This is a genomic window from Anabaena sp. WFMT (assembly GCF_051781005.1).
Lineage (GTDB): Bacteria > Cyanobacteriota > Cyanobacteriia > Cyanobacteriales > Nostocaceae > Anabaena.
On sequence record NZ_JBPWOA010000031.1, the window covers coordinates 83,810 to 107,459 of the forward strand.

16 protein-coding genes are annotated in these 23,650 nt (G+C 38.2%); 9 read left to right on the plus strand and 7 right to left on the minus strand.

The genetic code is table 11. The features are described from left to right. The first annotated feature begins 425 nt into the window (after positions 1-425). From ACSQ6I_RS20070 to ACSQ6I_RS20090, 5 genes are all read left to right on the plus strand, one after another. Entirely contained in the window at positions 426-5,897 is a 5,472-nt protein-coding gene (locus tag ACSQ6I_RS20070; protein WP_438892053.1) for a Calx-beta domain-containing protein, read from the plus strand. Positions 5,898-6,292: 395 nt separating this feature from the next. Beyond that, on the plus strand, positions 6,293-6,469 hold the full coding sequence (locus ACSQ6I_RS20075; protein WP_438892054.1) for a hypothetical protein: 177 nt from the start codon (positions 6,293-6,295) through the stop codon (positions 6,467-6,469). A 26-nt stretch (positions 6,470-6,495) separates the two neighbouring features. Further along, a complete protein-coding gene (locus ACSQ6I_RS20080; protein ID WP_438892055.1) occupies positions 6,496-6,702 on the plus strand; it encodes a prevent-host-death protein in 207 nt (68 codons plus the stop codon). Next, on the plus strand, positions 6,683-6,940 hold the full coding sequence (locus ACSQ6I_RS20085) for a Txe/YoeB family addiction module toxin (protein ID WP_353931056.1): 258 nt from the start codon (positions 6,683-6,685) through the stop codon (positions 6,938-6,940). The genes ACSQ6I_RS20080 and ACSQ6I_RS20085 overlap by 20 nt, the downstream gene beginning before the upstream one ends. A 317-nt stretch (positions 6,941-7,257) precedes the next feature. Continuing rightward, a complete protein-coding gene (locus tag ACSQ6I_RS20090) occupies positions 7,258-7,404 on the plus strand; it encodes a DUF29 family protein (RefSeq protein WP_438892056.1) in 147 nt (48 codons plus the stop codon). A gap of 219 nt (positions 7,405-7,623) precedes the next feature. Here ACSQ6I_RS20090 and ACSQ6I_RS20095 read toward each other — a convergent pair whose 3' ends face one another. Then, on the minus strand, positions 7,624-7,827 hold the full coding sequence (locus ACSQ6I_RS20095) for a chlorophyll a/b-binding protein (RefSeq protein ID WP_438892057.1): 204 nt from the start codon (positions 7,825-7,827) through the stop codon (positions 7,624-7,626). Positions 7,828-8,321: 494 nt separating this feature from the next. Between ACSQ6I_RS20095 and ACSQ6I_RS20100 the strand changes: the two genes are divergently transcribed. Then, a complete protein-coding gene (locus ACSQ6I_RS20100; protein ID WP_438892058.1) occupies positions 8,322-11,390 on the plus strand; it encodes an MFS transporter in 3,069 nt (1,022 codons plus the stop codon). Positions 11,391-11,470: 80 nt separating this feature from the next. Here ACSQ6I_RS20100 and ACSQ6I_RS20105 read toward each other — a convergent pair whose 3' ends face one another. The 3 genes from ACSQ6I_RS20105 to ACSQ6I_RS20115 form a co-directional block, all read right to left on the minus strand. Then, complete coding sequence (locus ACSQ6I_RS20105; RefSeq protein WP_438892059.1) at positions 11,471-11,602, minus strand: hypothetical protein; 132 nt, start codon at positions 11,600-11,602, stop codon at positions 11,471-11,473. A 156-nt stretch (positions 11,603-11,758) separates the two neighbouring features. Beyond that, positions 11,759-12,112: a hypothetical protein gene (locus ACSQ6I_RS20110; protein WP_438892060.1), complete on the minus strand. Its 354-nt coding sequence runs from the start codon at positions 12,110-12,112 to the stop codon at positions 11,759-11,761. A 91-nt stretch (positions 12,113-12,203) separates the two neighbouring features. After that, positions 12,204-12,899 (minus strand): rhomboid family intramembrane serine protease, encoded by a 696-nt coding sequence (locus ACSQ6I_RS20115; RefSeq protein ID WP_438892061.1) that lies wholly within the window; start codon positions 12,897-12,899, stop codon positions 12,204-12,206. 120 nt (positions 12,900-13,019) lie between these two features. Between ACSQ6I_RS20115 and ACSQ6I_RS20120 the strand changes: the two genes are divergently transcribed. Next, positions 13,020-15,140, plus strand: a complete 2,121-nt coding sequence (locus tag ACSQ6I_RS20120) for a tetratricopeptide repeat protein (protein WP_438892062.1) — start codon at positions 13,020-13,022, stop codon at positions 15,138-15,140. A 67-nt stretch (positions 15,141-15,207) separates the two neighbouring features. Here ACSQ6I_RS20120 and ACSQ6I_RS20125 read toward each other — a convergent pair whose 3' ends face one another. Continuing rightward, complete coding sequence (locus tag ACSQ6I_RS20125; RefSeq protein WP_438892063.1) at positions 15,208-16,983, minus strand: serine/threonine protein kinase; 1,776 nt, start codon at positions 16,981-16,983, stop codon at positions 15,208-15,210. 899 nt (positions 16,984-17,882) lie between these two features. Continuing rightward, complete coding sequence (locus ACSQ6I_RS20130; protein WP_438892064.1) at positions 17,883-19,436, minus strand: YcjF family protein; 1,554 nt, start codon at positions 19,434-19,436, stop codon at positions 17,883-17,885. A gap of 281 nt (positions 19,437-19,717) precedes the next feature. Between ACSQ6I_RS20130 and ACSQ6I_RS20135 the strand changes: the two genes are divergently transcribed. Beyond that, the gene (locus tag ACSQ6I_RS20135; RefSeq protein ID WP_438892065.1) at positions 19,718-21,418 is read left to right on the plus strand and encodes an ATP-binding protein; all 1,701 of its coding nucleotides are present in this window, start codon (positions 19,718-19,720) and stop codon (positions 21,416-21,418) included. Positions 21,419-21,484: 66 nt separating this feature from the next. Further along, entirely contained in the window at positions 21,485-21,982 is a 498-nt protein-coding gene (locus ACSQ6I_RS20140; protein WP_438892066.1) for a DUF937 domain-containing protein, read from the plus strand. A 175-nt stretch (positions 21,983-22,157) separates the two neighbouring features. Here ACSQ6I_RS20140 and ACSQ6I_RS20145 read toward each other — a convergent pair whose 3' ends face one another. Next, complete coding sequence (locus ACSQ6I_RS20145; protein ID WP_438892067.1) at positions 22,158-23,495, minus strand: SLC13 family permease; 1,338 nt, start codon at positions 23,493-23,495, stop codon at positions 22,158-22,160. Positions 23,496-23,650: the final 155 nt, after the last annotated feature.

The following is a 23,650-nucleotide window of genomic DNA, read 5'->3' on the forward strand; positions in this document are numbered from 1 at the left end:
AGTCCCTAGAAAATTTTCACGAATCAAATAAGATTGCTATGCGAGGCTGCATTCCATTGAAACCATAATGAATTTGTTACTAACCCAAGTTGCTAGTTATCTAAATTAAGGCTGGTAATGGGTCATTGGTAATTGGTGATCAAATCCCAGACTTCATCCTGTTCATCCTTAAATCCTGGAAATCCTGTTAGCGTAGCTTGGCGTTAGCCATATCTGACAGTTTCCCTAACTAGCAACTTACGTTACTACCATTTTTCAATTAAACCATTTTCATTTGCATCGCATAGTGATTTAACACCATTAAGACAATACCTATGCTTCATTAAAACTTTGTGTCAAATTAAGTAATAATACCATAGACTTAATTATACAAAACCTAGAAGATAGCAAATAGACTGCTCAATAGTTACAAGGTATAAATCGCAATGGATGAGCTAATACTACAAGGCAATCAGGATGTCTCCCATCCTGTTTCTGGACTGGCAAAAACCGCTTTTTTGGATGGTATTGGTAAAGTTGCCAATCCCCTTGAGGTAACTCACCTTAGTCTTAATCCATTGCTATCAACCACAATTGAGGCAGTACAAGACTGGTCTAACATAGTACCTGAAACGCTATTATGGGATCATATTTTTGGCTGGCAAAGTTCTACTACTAACATCCTGCAACAAGATATCTACCCCACCCTACAGCAGTTTGCACAGTCTCCTGATTTTCAGTCACAGATGCACTCGATTTTTGGAGATAATCTCAATGCTGGGAAATTAAATGAAATTACTTCTGATTGGTTAGTGGGTAACTTTAGTCTATTGCCACAGATAGAAGTGCTAGACGCATCTGTATTTCCCACAAAGACATTAGGCGCTTTTGCTGGAGAAACCAATAAAATTTATCTTTCCGAAAAATTACTTAGCAGTGGTAGCATTGAACTAATTAAAGATATAGTCATAGAAGAAGTTGGACATTTCCTAGACAAACAAATAAACGTAGCAGACACCCCCGGTGATGAGGGACAATTATTTGCAGCAGTCGTTACAGGTAAACAGCTTAACGCAGATCAGATTGCAGAGATTAAAACTGAAGACGATTCAAGCACCATTTTTGTTGATGGTCAACTTTTAACAGTTGAGCAAGCAACTCTACCTACAATTACAATTACCGCTAGTGATGTAACTGCGGCTGAAACGGTAGCGGGACAAACTGCAAACCCTGGTAAATTTACCCTCAAACGCACAGGGGATATCACTCCAGTTTTAGCAGTTAATTATACTGTTAATGGAACTGCAACTAATGGTACAGACTACAATCAATTGACTGGTATTGTTACCTTTGGGGCTGGTTTATCTACAACCACAATTGACTTGGCTGTGATTAATGATGCTGTCTTGGAAGCACAAGAAACAGTAATAGTTACATTAGCTAGTAATGCAAATTATCTACTAGGAACAGCCACAATAGCTACAGTTAACATTGCTGATAACGACAAACCGACAATTACTATCAAAGCTACTGATGCAAGTGCGGCAGAAACTGTAACTGGACAAACCGCAAATCCTGGTAAATTTACTCTTACACGCACAGGGGATTTAAGTTCATCTCCTACAGTTAATTATACCGTTACAGGTACTGCAACTAATGGGACGGATTATAATCAATTGAATGGTACTGCCACCTTTGCATCTGGTTCATCTACAGCCATGATTGATGTAACTGTAATTAATGATCCTCTTTTGGAAGCCCAAGAAACAGTCGTAGTTACATTAAGCAGTAGTCCTAATTACACTTTAGGAGCAGCAACAACCGCTACAGTTAACCTAGTAGATAACGACAAACCAACAATTACTATCAAAGCTACTGATGCAAGTGCGGCAGAAACTGTAACAGGACAAACCACAAATCCTGGTAGATTTACTCTCACACGCACAGGAGATTTAAGTTCATCTCCCACGGTTAATTATACCGTTACGGGTACTGCAACCAATAATATAGATTACGATACATTAACCAAGAGTGTGACTTTTGAAGCTGGTTCAGCTACAGCGATAATTGATGTTACTCCCATTGATGATGCTGTATACGAGGGTAATGAAACAGTTATCGTCACTTTGGCAAATAATATAAATTACACTTTAGGAACAGCGAAAACTGCTACTGTTAACCTAATAGATAACGATAAACCGACAATTACTATTAAAGCCAGTGATGCAAATGCAGCAGAAACAGTAGCTGGACAAACTGCAAATCCTGGTAAATTTACTCTGACACGCACAGGGAATAAAACTGCTGCTTTAACTGTCAATTATGCAGTTGCAGGTACAGCAGCTAATGGTATAGATTACAACACATTAACTAAAAATGTGACTTTTGCCGCTGGTTCAGCTACGGCGTTAATTGATGTCACTCCCATTGATGATGCTGTATACGAGGGTAATGAAACAGTTATCGTCACTTTGGCAAATAACGCCAATTATTGGTTAGGAACTGATAAAACTGCCACAGTTAACTTAATAGATAACGATAAACCAACAATTACTATCATTGCTAGTGATGCAAATGCGGCTGAAACAATAATTGGACAAACTGCAAATCCTGGTAAATTTACTCTGACGCGCACAGGAAATAAAACTGCTGCTTTAACTGTTAATTATACAGTGGCGGGTACGGCAACTAATGGTACAGATTACAACACATTAACGAAGAGTGTAACTTTTGCGACTGGTTCAGCTACAGCGATAATTGATGTAAATGTCAAAGATGATGCTGTATATGAGGGTAATGAAACAGTTATCGTCACTTTGGCAAATAATATAAATTACACTCTAGGAACTGAAACAACTGCCACAGTAACCATTGCTGATAATGATATTGCAAGCAATGAGAAGCCGACAATTTCTATTAATGCTAGTGATGCAAATGCGGCTGAAACGTTAGCTGGACAAACTGCAAACTCTGGTAGATTTACCCTCACTCGTACAGGCAGTACTGCTTCATCTTTAACGGTTAATTACTCTGTGGCGGGTACTGCAAGTAATGGCGCAGATTACAATAACTTGAGTGGAACGGTTACATTTGCGGCGGGTTCTTCTACTGCCATAATTAATGTTGCTCCGATTGATGATACTGCGGTTGAAGGTGATGAAACAGTTATAGTTAATCTCAGCAGTAGTACAAATTATAATCTGGGAACTGCGAAAACTGCTACTGTCAAGATTGTTGATAATGATTATATTTCATTTGATGAGTCTCCTTCCAGTAATAATCCTACAGGTGCTAATGCAATTGGTGTTTCTTTATCTGGTGATCCTCAAATTGATGGAATTCTTTCTAGTTCCAAGTGGGGTTTTACATGGGGTAATAATACCATCACTTATAGTTTTTATGAAGATTCCGTTTTTAATGGTATTTATTATGGACAAGAAACAGGAGTAAAAGAAGTTAGTGAAGGCACAAAAAGTAATGTACGCGATATTTTAAATTGGATGTCTAACATTATTAATGTTAATTTCCAAGAGGTAACAGAAACATCTACAAATTACGGTCGCTTACGTTTCATGTTATCAAATAACCCTAACTATGCTTATGCTTACTATCCTTTTACAGATAATTTATCTAGTGTAGCTGGTGATGTACATTTAAACCCACAATATGATTTTGTAGGTAGTGATCCTAATGGATTCCAAAATCCTGGGGGTAATCATGGTTATATGGCATTAATTCATGAAATTGGACACGCATTAGGATTAGAACATCCTTTTGAAAATAGTCCTACTTTACCTGCTAATCAAGATAATACAACTAATACAGTGATGACTTATAACTTCACTGGCAATTCCGCAGGAACTTTTATGCCTTACGATATTAAGGCATTACAATATTTATATGGAGTAAAAAGTTATAATACAAGTAATACAATCTATCAGTTTAGCAGTGGAATAGATAATTTTTCTGTCAATGGTCAAACATCTCTTAACACCGCATTTTTAACTAAACAAACTATTTGGGATAGCGGTGGAGTTGATACTTTAGACTTTACTAACTTAGTGACTAATACTTCAGGTTATCGTTTTGATATGAATGAAGGAGGTATTATAACTACAAATAGTGCTTATAATGCAACTTCATATACTGCTAATGGCAATCAATATTATACGACAACCTATGGTAGTGCGATCGCTTTTAATGTTGGCATTGAAAATTTAGTTAACTCTACCAGTAATGACACGATTTATGCTAACAATTTAGCTAACACATTTACTGGATATAATCCTCAACGCTACACAGGTAATGATGTTATTTACAATGCAAGTAGTCAAGATACCTTAGATTTATCGGCTTACACTTCTGTAACTCAAACACAGAACGGAAGCGACTTAATTTTAGAGTTGGGAAGTAATGGCTCGATTACTATCAAAAATTACTATGGTAGTAGTGCTTTAAATATTCTCTTGGGTAAACCAACTATTACCATTAGTGCTACAGATGCAAATGCAGCAGAAACTACAAGTGGACAAACTGCAAATCCTGGTCAATTTACTTTGACTCGTACAGGTAATTTATCCTCAGCTTTAACAGTTAATTACACAATTTCTGGTACAGCAACCAACGATACTGACTACAACAATATTACCAACAGTGTTACCTTTGCGGCTAATTTTTCCACAGCTACAGTTAATATTAACCCTATTGATGATTCGTTAGTTGAAGGTAATGAAACCCTTGTTTTAACCTTAGCTTCTAGTTCTAACTACACAATTGGTTCTGCTAACAGTAGTACAGTTACTATTGCTGATAATGACACAGCAACAACACCTTTTACAGATACTGGGATTGCCTTATCAGGGGTTTTTAGTAGTTCAGTAGATTGGGGGGATTATGACAATGATGGCGATCTTGATATTGTTTTGACAGGTTGGACTGGCGACTCTAGCTATACTAATATTTCTAAAATTTACCGTAATGATGGAAATGGTATTTTCACCGATATTGCATCACCTTTACTGGGTGTAACGAGCGGTTCTACTAAATGGGGAGACTATGATAATGATGGAGATATTGATATTCTCCTAACCGGAAAAACCTCTGACAATATAATCATTGCAAAGATATATCGGAACAATGGCAACAATCAGTTTGTTGATACTAATATACAATTAACAGGCGTTTGGTTTGGTTCTTCAGGCGAATGGGGAGACTATGATAATGACGGGGATTTAGATATTTTGCTGATGGGAGCAACTGCTGGTTCTGGTAGTATTTCTAAAATTTATCGTAATGATGGAAATGGTAGTTTTACCGATACAAGCGCATCTATACAAGGTGCTGACTTAGGAACTGCTAAATGGGGAGATTTTGATAACGATGGCGATCTTGATATTCTTTTAACTGGTGGTTTCTCTCCAATAACAAAAATTTATCGTAATAATGGTATAAGTGGTTTTAGTGATATCAATGCCTATTTAATGAACCTTGAACGTAGTGATGCGGCTTGGGGAGACTACGATAATGACGGCGATCTGGACATCGCTATATCAGGAAGAAATGCTAATAGCACTTTGATTACTAAAGTTTATCGCAACAATGGAGGAGGTAATTTTAGCGACATTAACTCAAACATCATTGGTGTCAACGGAGGCTCTATAGAATGGGGTGATTATGACAATGATGGCGATCTTGATATTCTTTTGAGTGGTTATAACTTTTCATTAGGTGGTGTTACTAAGGTCTATCGGAATGATAGTGGTAGCTTTACTGATATTGGAGCATCTCTTGGAGGCTATTATGGTGTTGCTGCATGGGGTGATTATGACAATGACGGTGATATTGATATTCTAACTACAGGTGCCGGTAGTGGTGCTTCTGCGGTCACAAAAATCTACCGAAATAATACTACAACTTGAAATACATCTCTCACGACACTTATAAATCTCAATGCTTCCGTAAATGGTAATTCTGTAATTCTCTCTTGGAATAAATCCACTGACTCTCAAACTCCACAAAATGGCTTAACTTACAATCTGCGAGTAGGTACTACTTCAGGTGGATCAATACCTTAGCCAAAAATCATCAAGGCTCTTATAGCAATTCCCATTCAAGTGAGGTACATGAAGAAAGAATTAACCGCAGATGGACGCAGATAAACACAGATGATTTTGTACTTCATTAGATTGGGAAACGCTATATTTTGGCTAAGGTATGGATATGGAAGTACAATTTTTTGGGGATGTGGGGAGAGCGATCGCTTGTTTGAGAACAAGGGGATAATTAGGATGCGATCGCCTTTTAGGATGTGGGAATGCGATCGCTTTTTGGGATCATGGGAGAGCGATCGCATTTGGTGGAAATGAGGGTGTGTGATAGCGCAAGCGCTGACTTGTCAGTTCGCTATTTTGGGGATGATAGAGAGCGATCGCTGTTTGGGGATGTGCGATCGCAAATAGCTCATAAAAACTTTTGCGGTTATAATTATTAGCAATCTAGTAAGTTATATTGGCTACTATGACTAACTCATTACAATACATCTGTGATTCAGAAGGGCAAACAGTTTCCGTAGTTGTTCCTATTGCCCTTTGGCAAGAAATAATGGCTGAGAGAGAAACTGCTTATTTGTTGAGCAGTCCAGCCATGAAAGCGAGATTACTTACGGCTAGAAAACGTCAAGATGGAATTTCTTTGGAAGCAGCCTGTGAGAAACTTGGAATTTGATGCAGATGCTTTTGAGGACTTAGCTTGGTGGATCGAAAGTGATCGTAAAAAAGCGTTAAAAATCATCAAACTAATTCGTGAAGTACAACGTAATCCATTTGAAGGCACAGGACAACCTGAAGCACTAAAACACGATCTCTCTGGCTGCTGGTCACGGCGGATCGATCAAGAACATCGTCTGGTTTATGAAGTCCTAGACGATAAAATCAGAATTCTCGCCTGCCGGTTTCACTACTGAAAATTGCTTTTGGGGATGAGTAAGATGCGATGTTCTGCAATTAATGCATCCATAATAATTCTGTATATTTCTAACTATCAATATTAAACTACTTTTTAAACAAAGTACATTTCTGATGTTGAGTAAACAGCGATATCTAGGCCTACGGCACGCTGTGCGAACGGTGCGCTCAGTGCAAGACACACGCTTCGCGAACGCTAAGGCATTTTTGACGTAGAGTCAGGAGCGATAGCGCCAGCGCTGTTTCTTGGATGCCCGGAGGGCTTTTGTCAGTTCGCTGTTTGGAATGTGGAGGAGCGATCGCTGATATTTATTGATTGTCTGTTTTAAATGAGGTATTTCTAGACTGTTATACAGATGCTAGAAATGATACTATCAGAAAATATCAACTTCCTGGTGAATTATTTCCCGAAGAGTCACCTTTCTCTTTGGGTGACGTTCTAAATGCAGATTTTATACCATAAATTTCGGGTTCTCATTTCTTGTTTTCTTGACTCTACATGAGATTCGTCTCATCCCTTGTATCAAGCATAAATAAAAAATCCCCCCTTTTCCTGTTCTTGATTGGAAAAGGGGATTTTGCTAAAGGTTGCAGGTAACAGGAAGATGATGAGTTTAATCAGGAATTATGCCAATTGCTAATTAACCATTGCTAACCTCGACTACATGATTAGCAAATTGGGTTAATATCTCATGATGTGCAGCACGTCACGAAGAACGCTATAGCCGACTAAATCCCAAACTAGGTAGGCCAGAAATCCAATCATGGCCAAGCGTCCATTCCACAATTCAGCTTGGGGATTCCAGCCGAAAATAAAAGCGTTACGGTCTACACCGTTATAGGCTTTAGCAACAGGTGGTATATCGGTAGAAGAGCGAGTTTCCATTTGAAATCTCCAAAATTAAGCGAATTTGAGGTTTTGAATCTTTTATCCAAAACAATTTGGTTGCTTTACTTTAATGTAGCTTTGACACACAAAGTTTCTTTATGCCTATAGATACAAACTAGAGGCACTACTTGTGGAAGATAATTATAAACCTGGTAAGGCAAACAAATCCACCTTGAGAGGTTGACAAAACTATTAATTATAAATAAACGTAAAGCAAGGTAATTAAACCATAATTTATGTTCAGCAAAAGTTCAAAATCTATGACTAAAAATAGCAAGTTTTCTATTCATGAAAACCATATTTTCAACATAAATTTACAATAAAAAAAGACTCAAATTATCTCTAAAGTTGTATCAGGTTTTCAACCCTTAGATGGATGCCAAGATAGCCTATTTTCCCGGATTCTGAAAGCTAGAGGAGTTGTGTTTAGACACAAATACTAACGAAATATTGAATTTTTCAAGTTGAATTATAGGCAGGAAATACAAATCATGCAGGAACTGTACAAACATTTATGGTGGATGGCACAAATACCTGTAAACCCCGCTAACGTCTCCCCAGCACAGGCATCGGTTCTCACTTCTGGACCGCGCTTTTTTGTGGCTTTAATCTCTGGGGTGATTTTGGCGTTTGCTTTCCAATTAGTTTTCACAAATCTTTCGGTTGCTGCTGGTATTTCCTATTTGGGGCATCCATCAGAATCAGAAGAAATTGAAAGTTTTGGTGGCACAATTCGTAAAATCGGTACGGGCTTGGGGATTTGGACATTAGTTACAGTTACACTAGCTTTATTAATTGCTTGTTTCTTGGCTGTGAAATTGAGTTTGTTGATTTTAGATCCGAGTTTAGGAGCAATTTTAGGATTAGTTATTTGGGGGGCATACTTTTTATTACTAGTATGGGTGAGTACTACTACTGTCGGTTCTTTAATTGGCTCAGTGGTGAATACTGCTACCTCTGGATTTCAGGCGATTATGGGAACGGCTACGGCGGCGCTGGGGGCTAAAGCTGTGAATCAGCAAGTGGTAGCAACGGCTGGAGCGGCTGCATCTGCTGTGCGTCGTGAATTTGAGAGTGCGATCGCATTGCCTGCCTCTGGTTTCGATCCAGGCAGTATTCGTGAGAATATAGAAGATTACATAGAAAGGCTACGTCCCCCAGAAATTGATATATCTAAGATTCGGGGTGAATTTGAAAGATTACTCAACGAACCGCAGTTTAAAGCGATCGCTCATAGTCCAGACCTCCGCAACATTGACCGTCAGCAGTTTGTTGATTTGGTTAGCAGTCGGACTGATTTATCTAAACGGGAGGTTAACCGCCTTGCTGACTCTTTATACAAAATTTGGCAGCAAGTGGTCAGTAAGCAAGCACCAAGCACAGATCGCTTAGGTGAGTTGGTGGACTATCTCAAATCCCTTCCCCCTGGACAAGCCAAAACAGATGAACTCAATACCAAAGTTGACCAGCTAATTGCCGAAATTCATACCTCCAAAGCAGCAGAACAAAAGCCAGGAATGGTGCAACAGGCAATATCAGCATTGACTGGGGTAGTTTTGGGGAGGGCAGATTTATCAGATTTGGATGTGGAGAAAATTTTGCTCTCCTTTGGTACTGCTAAACAAAAAGTCATAAAACAAGTTACAGAACAACCTTACAGTCCAATTCGTGCTGATATTGAAAACTACTTAAGTAACACCTATGCTTGGCAATTAAGTCAGGAAAGAATTGCTCAAGAATTTCGGGATGTGATCTATGACCCAGTTGCTGACGCTGGTTCGATACGTAGGGAATTAGAGAAAATATCTCGCCAGGATTTTGTGAATATTCTCCAACAGCGGGGACTGTTGACGCAAACACAAATTAGTCACATTGCTGACCAATTGGTAGCTGTGCGGGATAATGTGCTAGTAACAGTAACAGCCCAGGAAGAAAGAGAAATTGTCCAAGATTTGCAACGACGGGTAGAAAGTTATCTGTTGGTGACTCCGAAAGCAGAGTTGACACCAGAAAGGATTGAGGAAAAATTTAAACCGCTGTTTGTAGATTCAGAGGTAGATTATGAAACTTTATCCCGACGACTGGCACAAGTGCAACGGGAACAAATGGGGGAAATTCTTTTAGCACGCAATGATATTCAAGAACGGGAATTAGATCCGATTTTGGATGAATTGGAAATGCAGCGCGATCGCGTTTTGGTAGAATCTTTAGGACTGCTGGAACAAGCAAAACATGAAGCAGAAACTCTCTGGCTAAATGTCGAGTCATATCTGCGTAATACAGGTAAGGAGCAATTAAATCCTGATGCTATCCGCACCGACCTCAAAAGACTGTTAGACGACCCCCAAGCAGGAATTGCGGCAATTGGTTCTCGGTTATCTCGCTTTGATAGAGATACTTTGGTGCAATTGTTAAGTCAGCGCCAAGATTTAACTGAGGAACAAGTTACGCAAACTATTAATGCAGTTGAGGAATCATGGCATAGCATCCGTCATACACCGCAAATTGTGGCACACAAAGCGAAGGAACAATATGACACTGTTACCACCACTATTGCAGATTACTTGCGAAATACTGGTAAGGATGAATTGAATCCTGAAGGAATTCAGCAAGATTTGACGAGATTGTTTGAACATCCTAGGGAGGGTGTGGTTGCCCTGCGTCGTCGTTTATCACATATTGACAGAGATACTTTGGTGCAATTGTTGAGTCAACGTCAAGACTTGAGTGAGGAACAAGTTAATCAGGTGATTGATGCTATGCAGACATCAATTAGTAATATTGTTCGTGCGCCGCGTCGTCTTGCAATCAGGACACAGCAACGAGTACACACTTTCCAAGCTTATCTGCAAGACTATTTACGGCTGACTGGGAAGGAAGAATTGAACCCGGAAGGGATCAAGCGGGATCTGCATTTATTGTTGCATGATCCACGAGTGGGAATGGAAAGTTTGAGCGATCGCCTTTCACATTTCGACAGGGAAACCATTATTGCTTTGCTGAAAATTCGGGAAGACATGACTGATCAAGAAGCAGCCAGAATTGCCGATAATATCGTCCTCGTGCGCGACCAATTTGTAGAACAGGTACGGGGAGTTCAAAGACGTATCCAAGATGTGATTGAGGGCGTTTTTGCCACTATTCGTAATTATCTCAATTCTCTAGATCGCCCGGAGCTTAATTATGATGGAATTAAGCATGATATCCGCCAATTGTTTGATGATCCTCAAGCTGGATTTGATGCTTTGCGCGATCGCCTTTCATCTTTCAACCGGGATACCTTAGTGGCAATTTTGAGTTCCCGCGAGGATATCTCAGAGGCAGATGTTAACAGAATTATTGACCAAGTTGAACGCACCCGGAATAATGTATTACAACGAGCCGAACGCCTACAGCACGAAGCCCAACATCGCCTAGAACAGGTGAAACACCAAGCACAGCGCCAAGCCGAGGAAACGCGCAAAGCGGCAGCTAATGCTGCTTGGTGGTTATTTGCCACAGCGGTTGTTTCAGGTATCGCAGCAGCTTTTGGAGGTGCAAGTGCTGTAGTGCGTTTGTAGGTTATAAATTGTCTCCTCTACTTTTGTACCTCCCATCTGGGAGGTTTTTTTAATTAAAAATTCAATAAATAAAGCGATCGCTAATAAGCATTTACGGGGTTTTTCTTGTCTTCTGTCCAATTTATTGGATTTTTGACAATGTATTGACGAATATTATTTAATGCTTCCTCATTACGAATAATATGTTCATGATAATTACGTTGCCAAATCACATTTCCTTTAATCTGATTAATCCGATTAATTTGGCGTGTAGAAACAGAGTCAGTACAAATAGTGACAAAATAAGCTCCTACTTGAGTATAGTCATATCCTTTTAATCTAGTTCTCAGAAAGTTGTATTTCAGTAGTGAAAGCTGACGACCGAATACTTACGGAACTATACCCATTATTTGCAACGCTCTGTAAATGTTAAATACAGAATAACTAAAGAATATCCAAAAAATACCCAAAACAATTATGTTGAAGCGCTCCAAAACATGAAATTTTTGGGAACCTCTGGCAATGACAACATAGATAGCTAAGATGATACCACAGCCTACCAGGTAATGATAAAGGGTTTTCAATCCTAAAGACCAACCTCTGGCATATTCATTTTTCATACCTGGAAAACCTAAAATCCAAAGTCCAAGGGTAGGAAAAGAAATGAGGGCGGTTATATAAATAAAAATCAACGTCCTTTTTTTAAGGGTTTTGATCATGCCAATGCGATCGCCTTTATTCATTTAATTACCCCTTTGATTTTTCGGATTTTTACCTACTATACTGTATTGGCATCAGAATGAATATTTCATTCATTTTGCACCGATAATTATTTCAGCGTCGTTCCACCATTCGCATAAAAGCCGCACCCGTTACTAATCCTGCAAATTGTCCCCAATAACCAAGATTATTTACACCCCCAGGAATATTTAAACTACCAATTCCGTAAAATAACTGTTGTACAAACCACCAAAATAAATAGAAAAATGCAGGTATTTCAACAGGAATAAACACAATAATTAAAGGTAAGATTGAATCTATTTTTGTTTTAGGAAACTTCATAATATAAGCTCCTAAAATAGATGCGATCGCACCATTAGCACCAATCACTGGAACTGTTAATTTTGGTTCCATGAAAATTTGGATCATCCCAGCAAAAATGCCGGCAACTAAGTAAAGCAATAAATATCTCTGTTGTCCCAAAATCCTTTCTAAGGTTTTACCAAACACCCATAAAAAAAGTAGATTTCCCAACAATTGACTAAAACTACTATGCAAAAACAGCGAGAAAGGTAGAGAAAACAATCGCCAAAATACAACTATCCAAGCTGCTGAATTGTAAAAAATTGCATTTGTAAATGCTGTATGGGTTTGCTCTGGAATTATCCCCCAGCTATTGACAAAATAACCTAATTTATCATTAATATCTAGACTCAGTTCCCAGCAAAATATAAACAGATTAATACCAATTAACCAATAAGTAATAATTGGTTTCTTCCAACTATAGATATTATCACTAATGGGAATCATATAATTCGTAATTGGTAATTGGTAATTAGTAATTTTAATTGTTCTTCCCCATTTCCCCAGTACCCAGCCTCCTGTGGCAAGATGTAATTAGGTAATATTGCATTCAACTCAGCAACCGAGATGCTAGGAAACACACTTGTAGGAAGATACCAAATTATCAGCCACCTGGGAGGAGGAGGATTTGGCGAAACTTATGTCGCTTATGACACTCATTTGCCGGGTTCACCGCAGTGTGTTGTCAAAAAACTCAAGCCCCAGTCAACTAATGCAGCCACTCTGGAAATAGCTAGACGACTATTTGATACTGAAGCACAGGTTTTGTACAAATTAGGTACTCACGATCGCATTCCCCAACTTCTAGCGTACTTTGAAGAAGATGCAGAATTCTATCTCGTTCAGGAATTTATCGTTAGTCATGACCTAAGTCAAGAGTTAGCACCAGGAAAAACCCTAAATCAAGATGAAGTAATTTCGCTATTACAAGAGATTTTAGAAATTTTAGACTTTGTGCATCAACAAAAGGTAATTCACCGTGATGTTAATCCACGCAATATCCTGAGACGAGAACAAGATCACAAATTAATTTTAATTGATTTTGGTGCGGTTAAAGAAATTACCACCCAAGTAATTATTCCCGCAGGTAAAACAAAATCTACCGTCGCTATTGGTACACCCGGTTATATGCCTGGAGAACAAGCACAAGGAACACCAAAATTGAGTAGTGACATCTATGCTTTGGGAATTATTGCCATTCAAGCTATGACGGGATTATCACCGGATCAATTAGAAAAAGATGATGATAGTAATGAAATTATTTGGCGAAATCATGCCACCGTCACATCAGAATTTGCAGACTTTTTAGATAAAATGGTTTGTTATGATTTTCGTCAACGTTATGCTTCTGCAACGGTAGCATTAAATGCACTGCAAGGTTTAACTAAACCATCCTCCGGAACACTTGCCTTAAGTCCTGCTGCTCCACTTAATAATATCAAACATATCAAACCTCGAAAATTTCAAAAAGGTATATTGATCAAATTGACATTAGGCGTATTATTAATGGGTTTGGCAGGAACGGCATCAATATATGTTTTAAATAAAATCAATACTAATAATGCTACAGAATTATATAAACAAGGTAATACACTTTTACAATTACAAAGATATGAAGATGCTCTGGCAGTTTATGAAAAAGCAGCAAATATTAAACCAAATTATTTTCAAGCATGGTATGGTCAAGGTAAGGCATTATTTGAATTACAAAAATATCAAGAATCACTAATAGCTTATGATAAAACTATTCAACTTCAGCCAAATTATTTAGAAGCTTGGACTGGTAGAGGTTTTGTGTTGGCGAATTTACAGCGTTATTCAGAAGCAATTTTTGCTTTTGATAAAGCATTGCAAATCAAAGAAGACTACCCAGCCGTCTGGAATGCTAAAGGTGATGCTTTCAATAATTTAAAACAATATGATAATGCAATTAAGTCTTATGATCAAGCAATTGAATTGCAACCAGACAATTATGAGATTTGGTATAAAAAAGGATTTTTGCTACAGGGTTTAAAAAAATATGATGATGCAATCACAGCATATATAAAAGCAGTAGAGTTAAAACCAGACTATGAAGCAGCTTTATATAATTGGGGCAATTCTCTAGTCAATCTAAACCGCTATGAAGATGCTTTAAAAGCATATAGTCAATTAGTGCAGTACAAGCCCAGTTATTATCAAGCTTGGTTTTCTAGAGGTAATATCTTGATTACTTTACGGCGATATTCTGAAGCAATTGATTCTTTTAAAGAAGTCATTAAATACAATCCTCGTAACTATCAAGCATGGTATAGTTTAGGATGGTCATTGCATCAAAGTCAACGTTATGCAGAAGCTATTGAGTCTTACAATAAAGCAATTTCCTTGAAATCAAATGACTATAAGGTATGGTACAATTTAGGTAATTCACAATATAATTTACAAAAATATGCAGATGCCTTAGCATCATATAATAAGGCAGTTCGTTATCAGAAAAATCATCATGAAAGTTGGTATAGTAGAGGGAATACATTATTGAATTTAAAACAATATCAAGAAGCGATCGCATCCTATGAACAAGCTATTAAATACAAGCCTGATTACCAACAAGCAATAGATGCTAGAAAACAGGCGCAAACTCAATTGCAACCCGAAAAATCTCGCTCTATAATAGTACCGATTCTGCGGCTACCTAATTCAAATTTATAAATAAATCATCTCAAATCTAGTTGATTCTTAAACCATATAATTGTTAGCAAAGTATTATTGATATTGATTAAGTACTAATATTGACTTCTCGTGGTTCATCTGGTGATAGAAAAGATGCAATTTTAGTATCTGAGTTTATCTGTCCAATTATAGTAGGTTGATTGATGACAGAAACTCTGTTAGTTCTGAGGGTTTTTTGAATTTCTTTCCGTATTTCTAGCTTTTGATTATACTCCTGTAATTTGATTTGAGCTTGAGGATAAGCTTGAGTATCTTGGGGAACTTTTTCGAGTAATTTTATCGCACTAGCAAAGTCATTTATTAAGGCTTTTTTGTAAGCTGTATGCAAAAAATAGCCTGCTCTTATCTGCTGCTTTTGTTTATATTCAGCCAATTTTTGTTGAACTATAGTACCAGCAGAAGTTTCGGGAGGAATTTGACGCAAATATTCTAAAGCAGCGGAAAATTCTCTATTCTCAGCTTTTGCGTAAGCTTGGTTTAATAAGTTGCGTGCTTGTTCTTCCAGGTTAGCTTGTGTTTGCTCAACTAGTTTTTCTCGTTTAGAACGCCAATATGAAGTATATGGAATTTGCGAAACATTAAGTATTGCATCTGATAATTTACCATCATTTAAAGCTTGTTCCGCTGCTAGATAATTTTCTGTCTCACTGTGCCATTGTTTTTGCCATTCGGCAATTGTATCTTGAGCTTCTGGATATACGTTGCTATAGGGAGGAATTGATTTAGCAATATTAATTGCCTTTTCTAAATCCCCTGATTGATATTCTGCTATTGCTTTGGATAAAGTTCCTGTTTCTGAATAAACTAGTGAATTATTTACTAGAGCCGATACGCCTAATCCAACTACCAAAGAGTTAAGTGCTAGTCCCAGTCGCATTCCTGCTAATAATGGTTCTGATTTGCTCTTTTTCTTTTGAACAGGTTTTTTTAAAGAAGTTGGAGGTTGGGTGGGAGCAATTATTTGCGGTTGGTGTTTCCATGTTATGTGATTCAATATCCACAGCGCTTCGCTGGCAGACTGAAAGCGTTCTTGGTAATTATAGCGAATCATTTGGCTGATAAAAACAGCTAAATATTCATTAATTTCAGTGCCTTCGCAACGCCAGGGAATGTCGTTATTAGTAGAGTCAATTTTTAGTTGTAGAGGTGTTAATCCTGTTAAAGCTTGGAGAGCAATCATACCCAAAGCATAAATGTCACTATTGGGTTGTGTTTGACCCAGAAATTGCTCTGGTGGTATGTAACCCAATGAAGTGACAGGAATCTGGGAAATGGGTAATTCTGCATCAGTGCTAAAGTCAATTGGCTGAATTGAGCCAAAATCAATTAGCACTAATTTATGATCACCAGCGCGTCGGATTAAGTTTTCTGGTTTAACATCACAGTGAATAAAACCTTGAGAATGAACAAATTCGAGAATTCCCAAAGCATCTTCAAGAAATGTCATGACTTCGATTGCAGTCCATTTAATTTCCTGCTGTTGATTGAGACTTAATTCCACAGACAAAGGCTGTCCAGCAATATATTCTTGTACTAAGTAAAACTGCTCATTTTCTTCAAAGAAGGTGATAAGTTGCGGAATTTGGTTATGTTTTCCCAAATGCTTGAGGGTTTCAGTTTCGGTGAGAAAACGTAGTCTCAGGTAGTCAAAGTAAGCACTAGATTGGTAGTCGTTGACTTTCAACTGCTTAACTACGCATCTAGGCCTTTCTGGATAGTCTACATCTTCAGCGATGTATGTTTGTCCAAATACGCCCGAACCAAGGCTTTGAACAATTTGATAACGTCCTTGTAGAAGTTGCTTGACGGTTTGGTTGCTCATAAGTTCCTTACTGAGAGAGCCTTACATAAGTTGTTACCTACCTCTTCTGAATTTCCTAACTGTTTCCGGAATACTGAGAAATAATTATTTGTAGCTTTAAATTAAGGTGAGTAGATTAAATCCATGTTTATAAACGTATATCACCCTTGACAGATATGAATTAACAACGTCATCATAGGCTTTTACAGCTTTTTGCTGTTTTCTGGGGTCGTTTGAACAGAGGTGAAATAAAATACATCAAATTCACGTTAATGTCATAGACACCCAATTCCTTTATTTAGTATTTTTACGTAATGATAATGAAGCTTAAAATACTATTTTTTGTTTTTAGGGGGTCTGAGGTATCAGGGGTCTGGGGTATCAGGGGTCTGGGGTATTAGGGATTTAGGAGTTTAAGGAATGAGATTGTAGAGGGATAAAAAGGTTGGTTTGGCTACGTTTTCACAAAAAATAAAGAAGTGGTAAATTACTCGTGTGATTTTTAGGTTGCGGTTTGCGATCGCTATTTATCCACCGACTTAATTGGATACATCAAGGTGTCAAGCCATTTGGGAATTTTATTAATAGTTTTCTATTGTTTCTATAAGTAAATCTAAAGGCTGAAAACGATGACTCTCGATGTCGTTGACTCTATTGGCGAAATATTTCTTAACATTGAGAAAAAACATTGTGATGGGTAACGTTGAGTGGATTAAGTGTCCTAAATCCCTAGCAAAGCGCTGCAACCTAATTTATAGGTTGAGGAAATTAACCAACAGTATTTGTATTGAAACCGAAATATTGTCGATGGGTATATCTCAAAAGATAGAGATTCACTTAAAAAGGCGGAAGACAGTAGGCCGGAGGGAAGATTTTTTCCTCAGCTTTTTTGTATAGGTTTCAGAGAAATTACATTATTATTAACGAGATTCGCTACTATTCTCTTCTTGATCTTCAAAGCTTTCTTTTAAGGGTTTGACTACTTTAGCGATCGCTTCTTGGATAAAAACTTTGATAAACTCATCGCGGCGATTGATCTGAAACTGTTGCTGTACAACTTCCGTCATTCCCCCATCACCCCAATCTTGATCATGGCGAAAATATTCAATAAAGCTTTTACCTGCAATGCGCGTTAGATAAGCTGCTGTCACCCCTTGGATGGCTCTACCAATCATAAAAGTGGCAACATTGAGTTGTAGGGCTGTCGAGAGTAATTCAATTGCGCCCTTGACGATGCCTAAACCAGCAATGGTTTTTCCCAGAGATAGGGCTAACTCTCGCCCTCGTTCCATATTTAATTCACAACCGTAAACTCTGCCAATTTCTACCACCATTTGGGCGTTAACTGCGGCTGTGGCCAGTAAATCTACAACTGGTAAAGGGGTGACAGAAACCACACCAGCCCCAATCCATTGAAAACGCTCCACAATTTTATCAGCTTGACGACGGCGTTGAGAATCAATCAGTTTGCGGGCTTCTTCTCCTAAACGTAGAGATTGGAGGAGAATATTATCTGCCACTAAATCCTCACCTTCAGCACGTAAGACAGCGGCCATGCGTCGTAATAGGGGGATAATATCTGCTTCTGGCTGGAAGGTTTCGCCGGTTTCTAATTGTGCGGATTGGGGATTAGCTGCGATCGCTACGACATCATTACTAGCAATAAAATCTCGTACCCGCTGGCGCAACTTTGTCAAGATAGCTTCTGTATCGTCATCTGTATATAAATCAGTTTTATTGAGAACCAAGAGCGATCGCTTACCAATCTCTGCCAACCCTTTCAGCGGCTCATATTCAGAACGCCTCAAATCATTATCTACCACAAATAACAACAAATCCGCTTCCGTCGCCAAAGCCCTAGCAAGTTGTTCCCGTTCCGTTCCTGCTACACCCGCTTCTAAAATTCCCGGTGTGTCAGTAATTAAAATTTTCCGTTCTAATCCCTTTAACCGCAAACAATAGGTTTCCCCCACTTGGGTTGTCCCCATCGGTGCATTGACTTGACCTACTATCCGCCCCATAATCGCATTCACCAGGGAAGTTTTACCAGCACTCCCAGTCCCAAATACCACAACTTGAATTTCCCCCCGTGCTAAATTCGTTTCAATTTCCTTAGTGCGACTCAATAAAGCTTGACGAGTCACCTCATCTTGAATTTGGGCTACCTGTTGACGCACAGCTTGAAGAGTAGTGGAAGCCGCATCAGATTTAGCAGCCGGAATTTGACTAGGAGTAACTCGTTGACGATTACGGCGCGATTTCTGTTCACCAGATTGCAGCACCAGTACATAATAGACAAAAGCAGCAACTAACCCGCCCAGAAGCAGAATCAGCAGCAACAGCAGCAGATTCCCTAATAGGGGAGAATAGGATAACTGCCAGTATAGCCGTGTAAGCGAATCAATTAACCATAGGGCTAAACCCAAAATGATAATCAGACCAACAATGAGTGTGACTATGCGCGACAGAGGCATGAATAGCAAAAATGAAAGGGTATTGAATAGACAGATGCTTCTGATCTTAATAGGTTGAGTGTTTTTCTCCAGAGTCCAAAGAAGCAAATTTTGCTAAACTAAGATCCAGTTTGTATCAAATGTTCCTTTAACACCGTGACCAATGATTCCTTGATGGTACAAGCCCCCGGATTTATCCGTGGAGTCAACCCAAAATCTAAAATTCAAAATTTTCTGATTGGCTGCTGAATTCTTCATTTTTCCTCAAAATCTACCTGATCGAAAAGTTCAACGGCTATACCATGAAGTCTATCTCTGAATTAAGTTCCTGTAACTGGCTGCGACAATTCTTTAATCGACTCAGTATTAGACAAAAAATTGTCAGTGGATATACCCTTTCCCTGGGAATTGCAGTCTTAGGGACAACCGCCGGGTTAGTGATGGGCGCTCTCTACTTCCAAGCCGCCGGAGACAAGATGCTCTTGGCCAATCAGGAAGGAAGCTTGTTAAGTAGTTTGCAAGGAAAACTTTTGGAAATTCAGATTGATCAGCAGGAAATAATCCCTGTTTTAAGTCAGCCGCAAGCTTCACGCTCAAAAAATTCTGAATTAAAGACTCATCTTCAGGAAGCCGAAATTTTATTTTCCCAGTTAGAGAAATTTAGTCAACCCAACTCCCAAGATGATTTGCAGAATTTGCTCAGAAAGTATGATGGCGACATCAAAGCATATTTTCAAAACCTCAAACAGTTAATTGAGCAAGTTACCCTGCTGAGTTCCAATCCAGAGGATTTATCAAAAGCACAGCAATTAATCTGGCAATTTAATCAAAGTCAGGCTACACAGAAATTTTATAAATATGCCCATGAATTAGCAGAATTTGCCGAAACGGTTCAAAATCGCCAAAAAGAAGCTGATTTAGCCTATAGAGAAGCTACCAGACTGCAAGCTCAGATTATTATTGTGAGTATGGCGCTATCAGTTGCGATCGCTATTACCTTCGCTGTATATACTAGTAAAATCATTGCTAGTCCCATTAATGCAGTCACAGATGTCGCTCGCAGAGTTACCCAAGAAGCTGATTTTGAATTACAAGCACCTGTAACCACAAAAGATGAAATTGGCACTTTAGCTAACGCCTTAAACTTACTCATTCAACAAGTACAACACCTTTTAGAAATCCAAAAATCAGAAGCACAAACAAAACTTATTCAAAGTGAAAAAATGTCAAGTTTAGGGCGAATGTTAGCAGGTGTTGCCCATGAAATCAATAATCCAGTCAATTTTATTTCTGGTAATTTAGTCTACGCACAAAGGTATATTGAGGATTTATTAGTACTACTGAAAACCTACAAAGATACAATTCCTAATCCACCTATTCAAGTGCAAGCCGTAGCTGAAGAGATTGATTTTGAGTTTCTAGAAACTGATTTGCCGAAAGTGTTTAACTCCATGACACTTGGAACTGAACGCACGCGAGAAATTGTCCGCAGCTTAAAAAACTTCTCTCGTTTAGATGAAGATGCAATTAACTTAGTAGATTTACACCCTTGTATTGATAGTACATTATTGATTTTAAATAATCGTCTCAAACATAGTATTAGCGTTATTCGCTCCTATGGAGAGATTCCCCAAATTCCTGGGTATATGGGTTTACTCTATCAAGTATTTATGAATCTTTTGAGTAATGCTATTGATGCGTTAGAAGAAAAATCTCATAGCAACCCACAATTTTCACCTGAAATCACCATTATTACAGAATGCCTGCATAATGATTGGGTAATGGTCAGAATTGCAGATAATGGTCGAGGAATTACGCCAGAAAATAAACAGAAGATATTTGAAACTTTTTTTACCACCAAACCGCGAGGTATTGGTACAGGTTTAGGTTTAGCAATTACTTATCAAATTGTGGTAGAAAAACATAGAGGTAAAATTAGTTGTAATTCTGAGGTAGATCAAGGTACAGAGTTTGTCATCGCTTTACCACTTAATCAACCTTAATTACCACTAAATTTGCTTTATGTAAGTATGAAATCTGTAAAATATCACAAGTGGAGAAAAAACTGAATGGGACTTTTTGATCAAATTCTAGGCTCAGTTACTAATTCCAATCAACAAGGTGGTTTAGGCCAATTAGTAAAAATTGCTAGTACTATTCAGCAGGTGAGTAATACTACTGGTGCAGATACTTCCAGCATCCAATCAATTTTAACAGTAGTCGGTAAACAGGTGCATTCCTCTTTGCAAGAAAAGCAAGCCACAGAGGGAACCGAAGCTGTCCAAAACTTGGTGAATCAATTTGCAGGTACTTCTCCAGATTCCCAAGCCGTCAATACGCTATTTTCTCCAACTATTCAACAACAAGTTGCAGAGATTGCAGCCCAGCGCACAGGTTTAGATGCGGGAATGATTCAACAATTACTACCTACATTAGTGCCTTTAGTGCTGAGTTTCTTGCAATCTGGCGGAAATCCATTACTGAATAAATTCCTAGATGCTGACGGTGATGGAGACGTTGATATTGCTGATGCTATGAAGTTAGCTAGTCGGTTTTTAGGCAGGTAATTACTAACTGAGAAATAGATAGTTATAAACGTGGATTAATCAAGTTTTGTACTTTTTTTATCCACGTTTTCTGTTTAATAATTTATCTAGATTCTAGTTGTCATTTCATTTGTCAAGTCCACATTATACCAAATTTAGTTGAGCATACCCTGGGACATTTTATAATTTGCACAACTCAAAGTAAAAAACGCACCAATATATACAACGCTGAAGTCACAAGTTGCAGCAACATCACAGGAATACCGTAATGCAGAAAAGTCTTAAAGGAAATTCTTCTACCATGCTGTTCAGAAATCCCAGCAGCAACAATATTAGAAGATGCACCAACAAGAGTACCATTACCTCCCAAAGTTGCACCAAACATCATGGCATAAAATAGTGGTAAAACTTCTGGAGGAAACTGTCCTTGATAGTCTGAGGCTAAAATTTCTGCTGGTGCTAATCCCACATTGACGATATATTGTTTCAGCAAAGGAACCATCGCCACAACTAGAGGAATATTAGGAATAACGCTAGATAATACCCCCACCAAAAATAACAACACTAGCGAACCGAGGAGAATATTTTTCCCCAAGACTATCGCCAATATTCCTGATAAACCTTTGAGAACACCTGTTTTATCGAGCCCCCCAATTAGCACAAAAGTACTCATAAAAAAGATTAAGGTACTCCAATCTACATCTCGCAATATGTTGTTAACAGTATCAATGCGACTATGGTGAGATAACAATAAAGCTAAAGCAGCACCTAACAAAGCTACAGCCGCAGGTGAAATAGGTATTGGTAAAGATTCACCAATTACAAAAAATAGCAATACAAAACCTACAATCACTCCACCCACCATTAAAATTCTCGGATGATTGATTTGAGGATGTGGTAGTTCAGCTAAATCATCTAGTCTTGTATTCCAAATTTTTCTAAATAAAAATGGTAGTGTGCAAATCACAGTGACAACAGCAATCACACCTCCTAAGCTCAAGTTCCATAAATAATCTAGAAAGCTAATATTTACAGCATCACCAACAATAAAAGTAGCAGGATCTCCAACTAAGGTTAATAACCCTGCACTATTAGCAACAAACACCATCAAAATTAATAAAGGCACAAAATTGACTCCTATTTCTTGTGCCATTGGCGGAATTAAAGGCGCTAATAACATCACTGTAGTGGCATTAGGTAAAACTGCACAAATTGGTGTTACTAATGCCACTATACCTAATAGTAATTTCTTGCCACTTCCTTGAGCAAGAATGACTATTTGTGTAGCTATATAACTAAAAATATTAGTCGGTTCAAATGCTCTTACTAAGACCATTACACCGAAAAATAAACCTAATGTTCCATGACTTTTACCAATATAAGCAACAGCTTCTGGCAAAGTCATGATGTTACTAAAAACGAGTAATAATGCTCCCAATAAAGCAGCAATAGTAAGATGTACCCATTCCATCATTATTAAAACAATGACGGTAATAAATATGATTACACTGAAGATAGCTTGCCAGTTTTCCACACATTTAACCTCGAAATATTACTGTTTGGATAGTAGCGAAAAAGCCACCTACAGTATAGGTGACTTTTCCATAATTTTAAATTAATTTCCAATCACTGTAATTGAGAACAGCAATTATTCATCAATACAACTGGGAATACCCAATACACAACTGG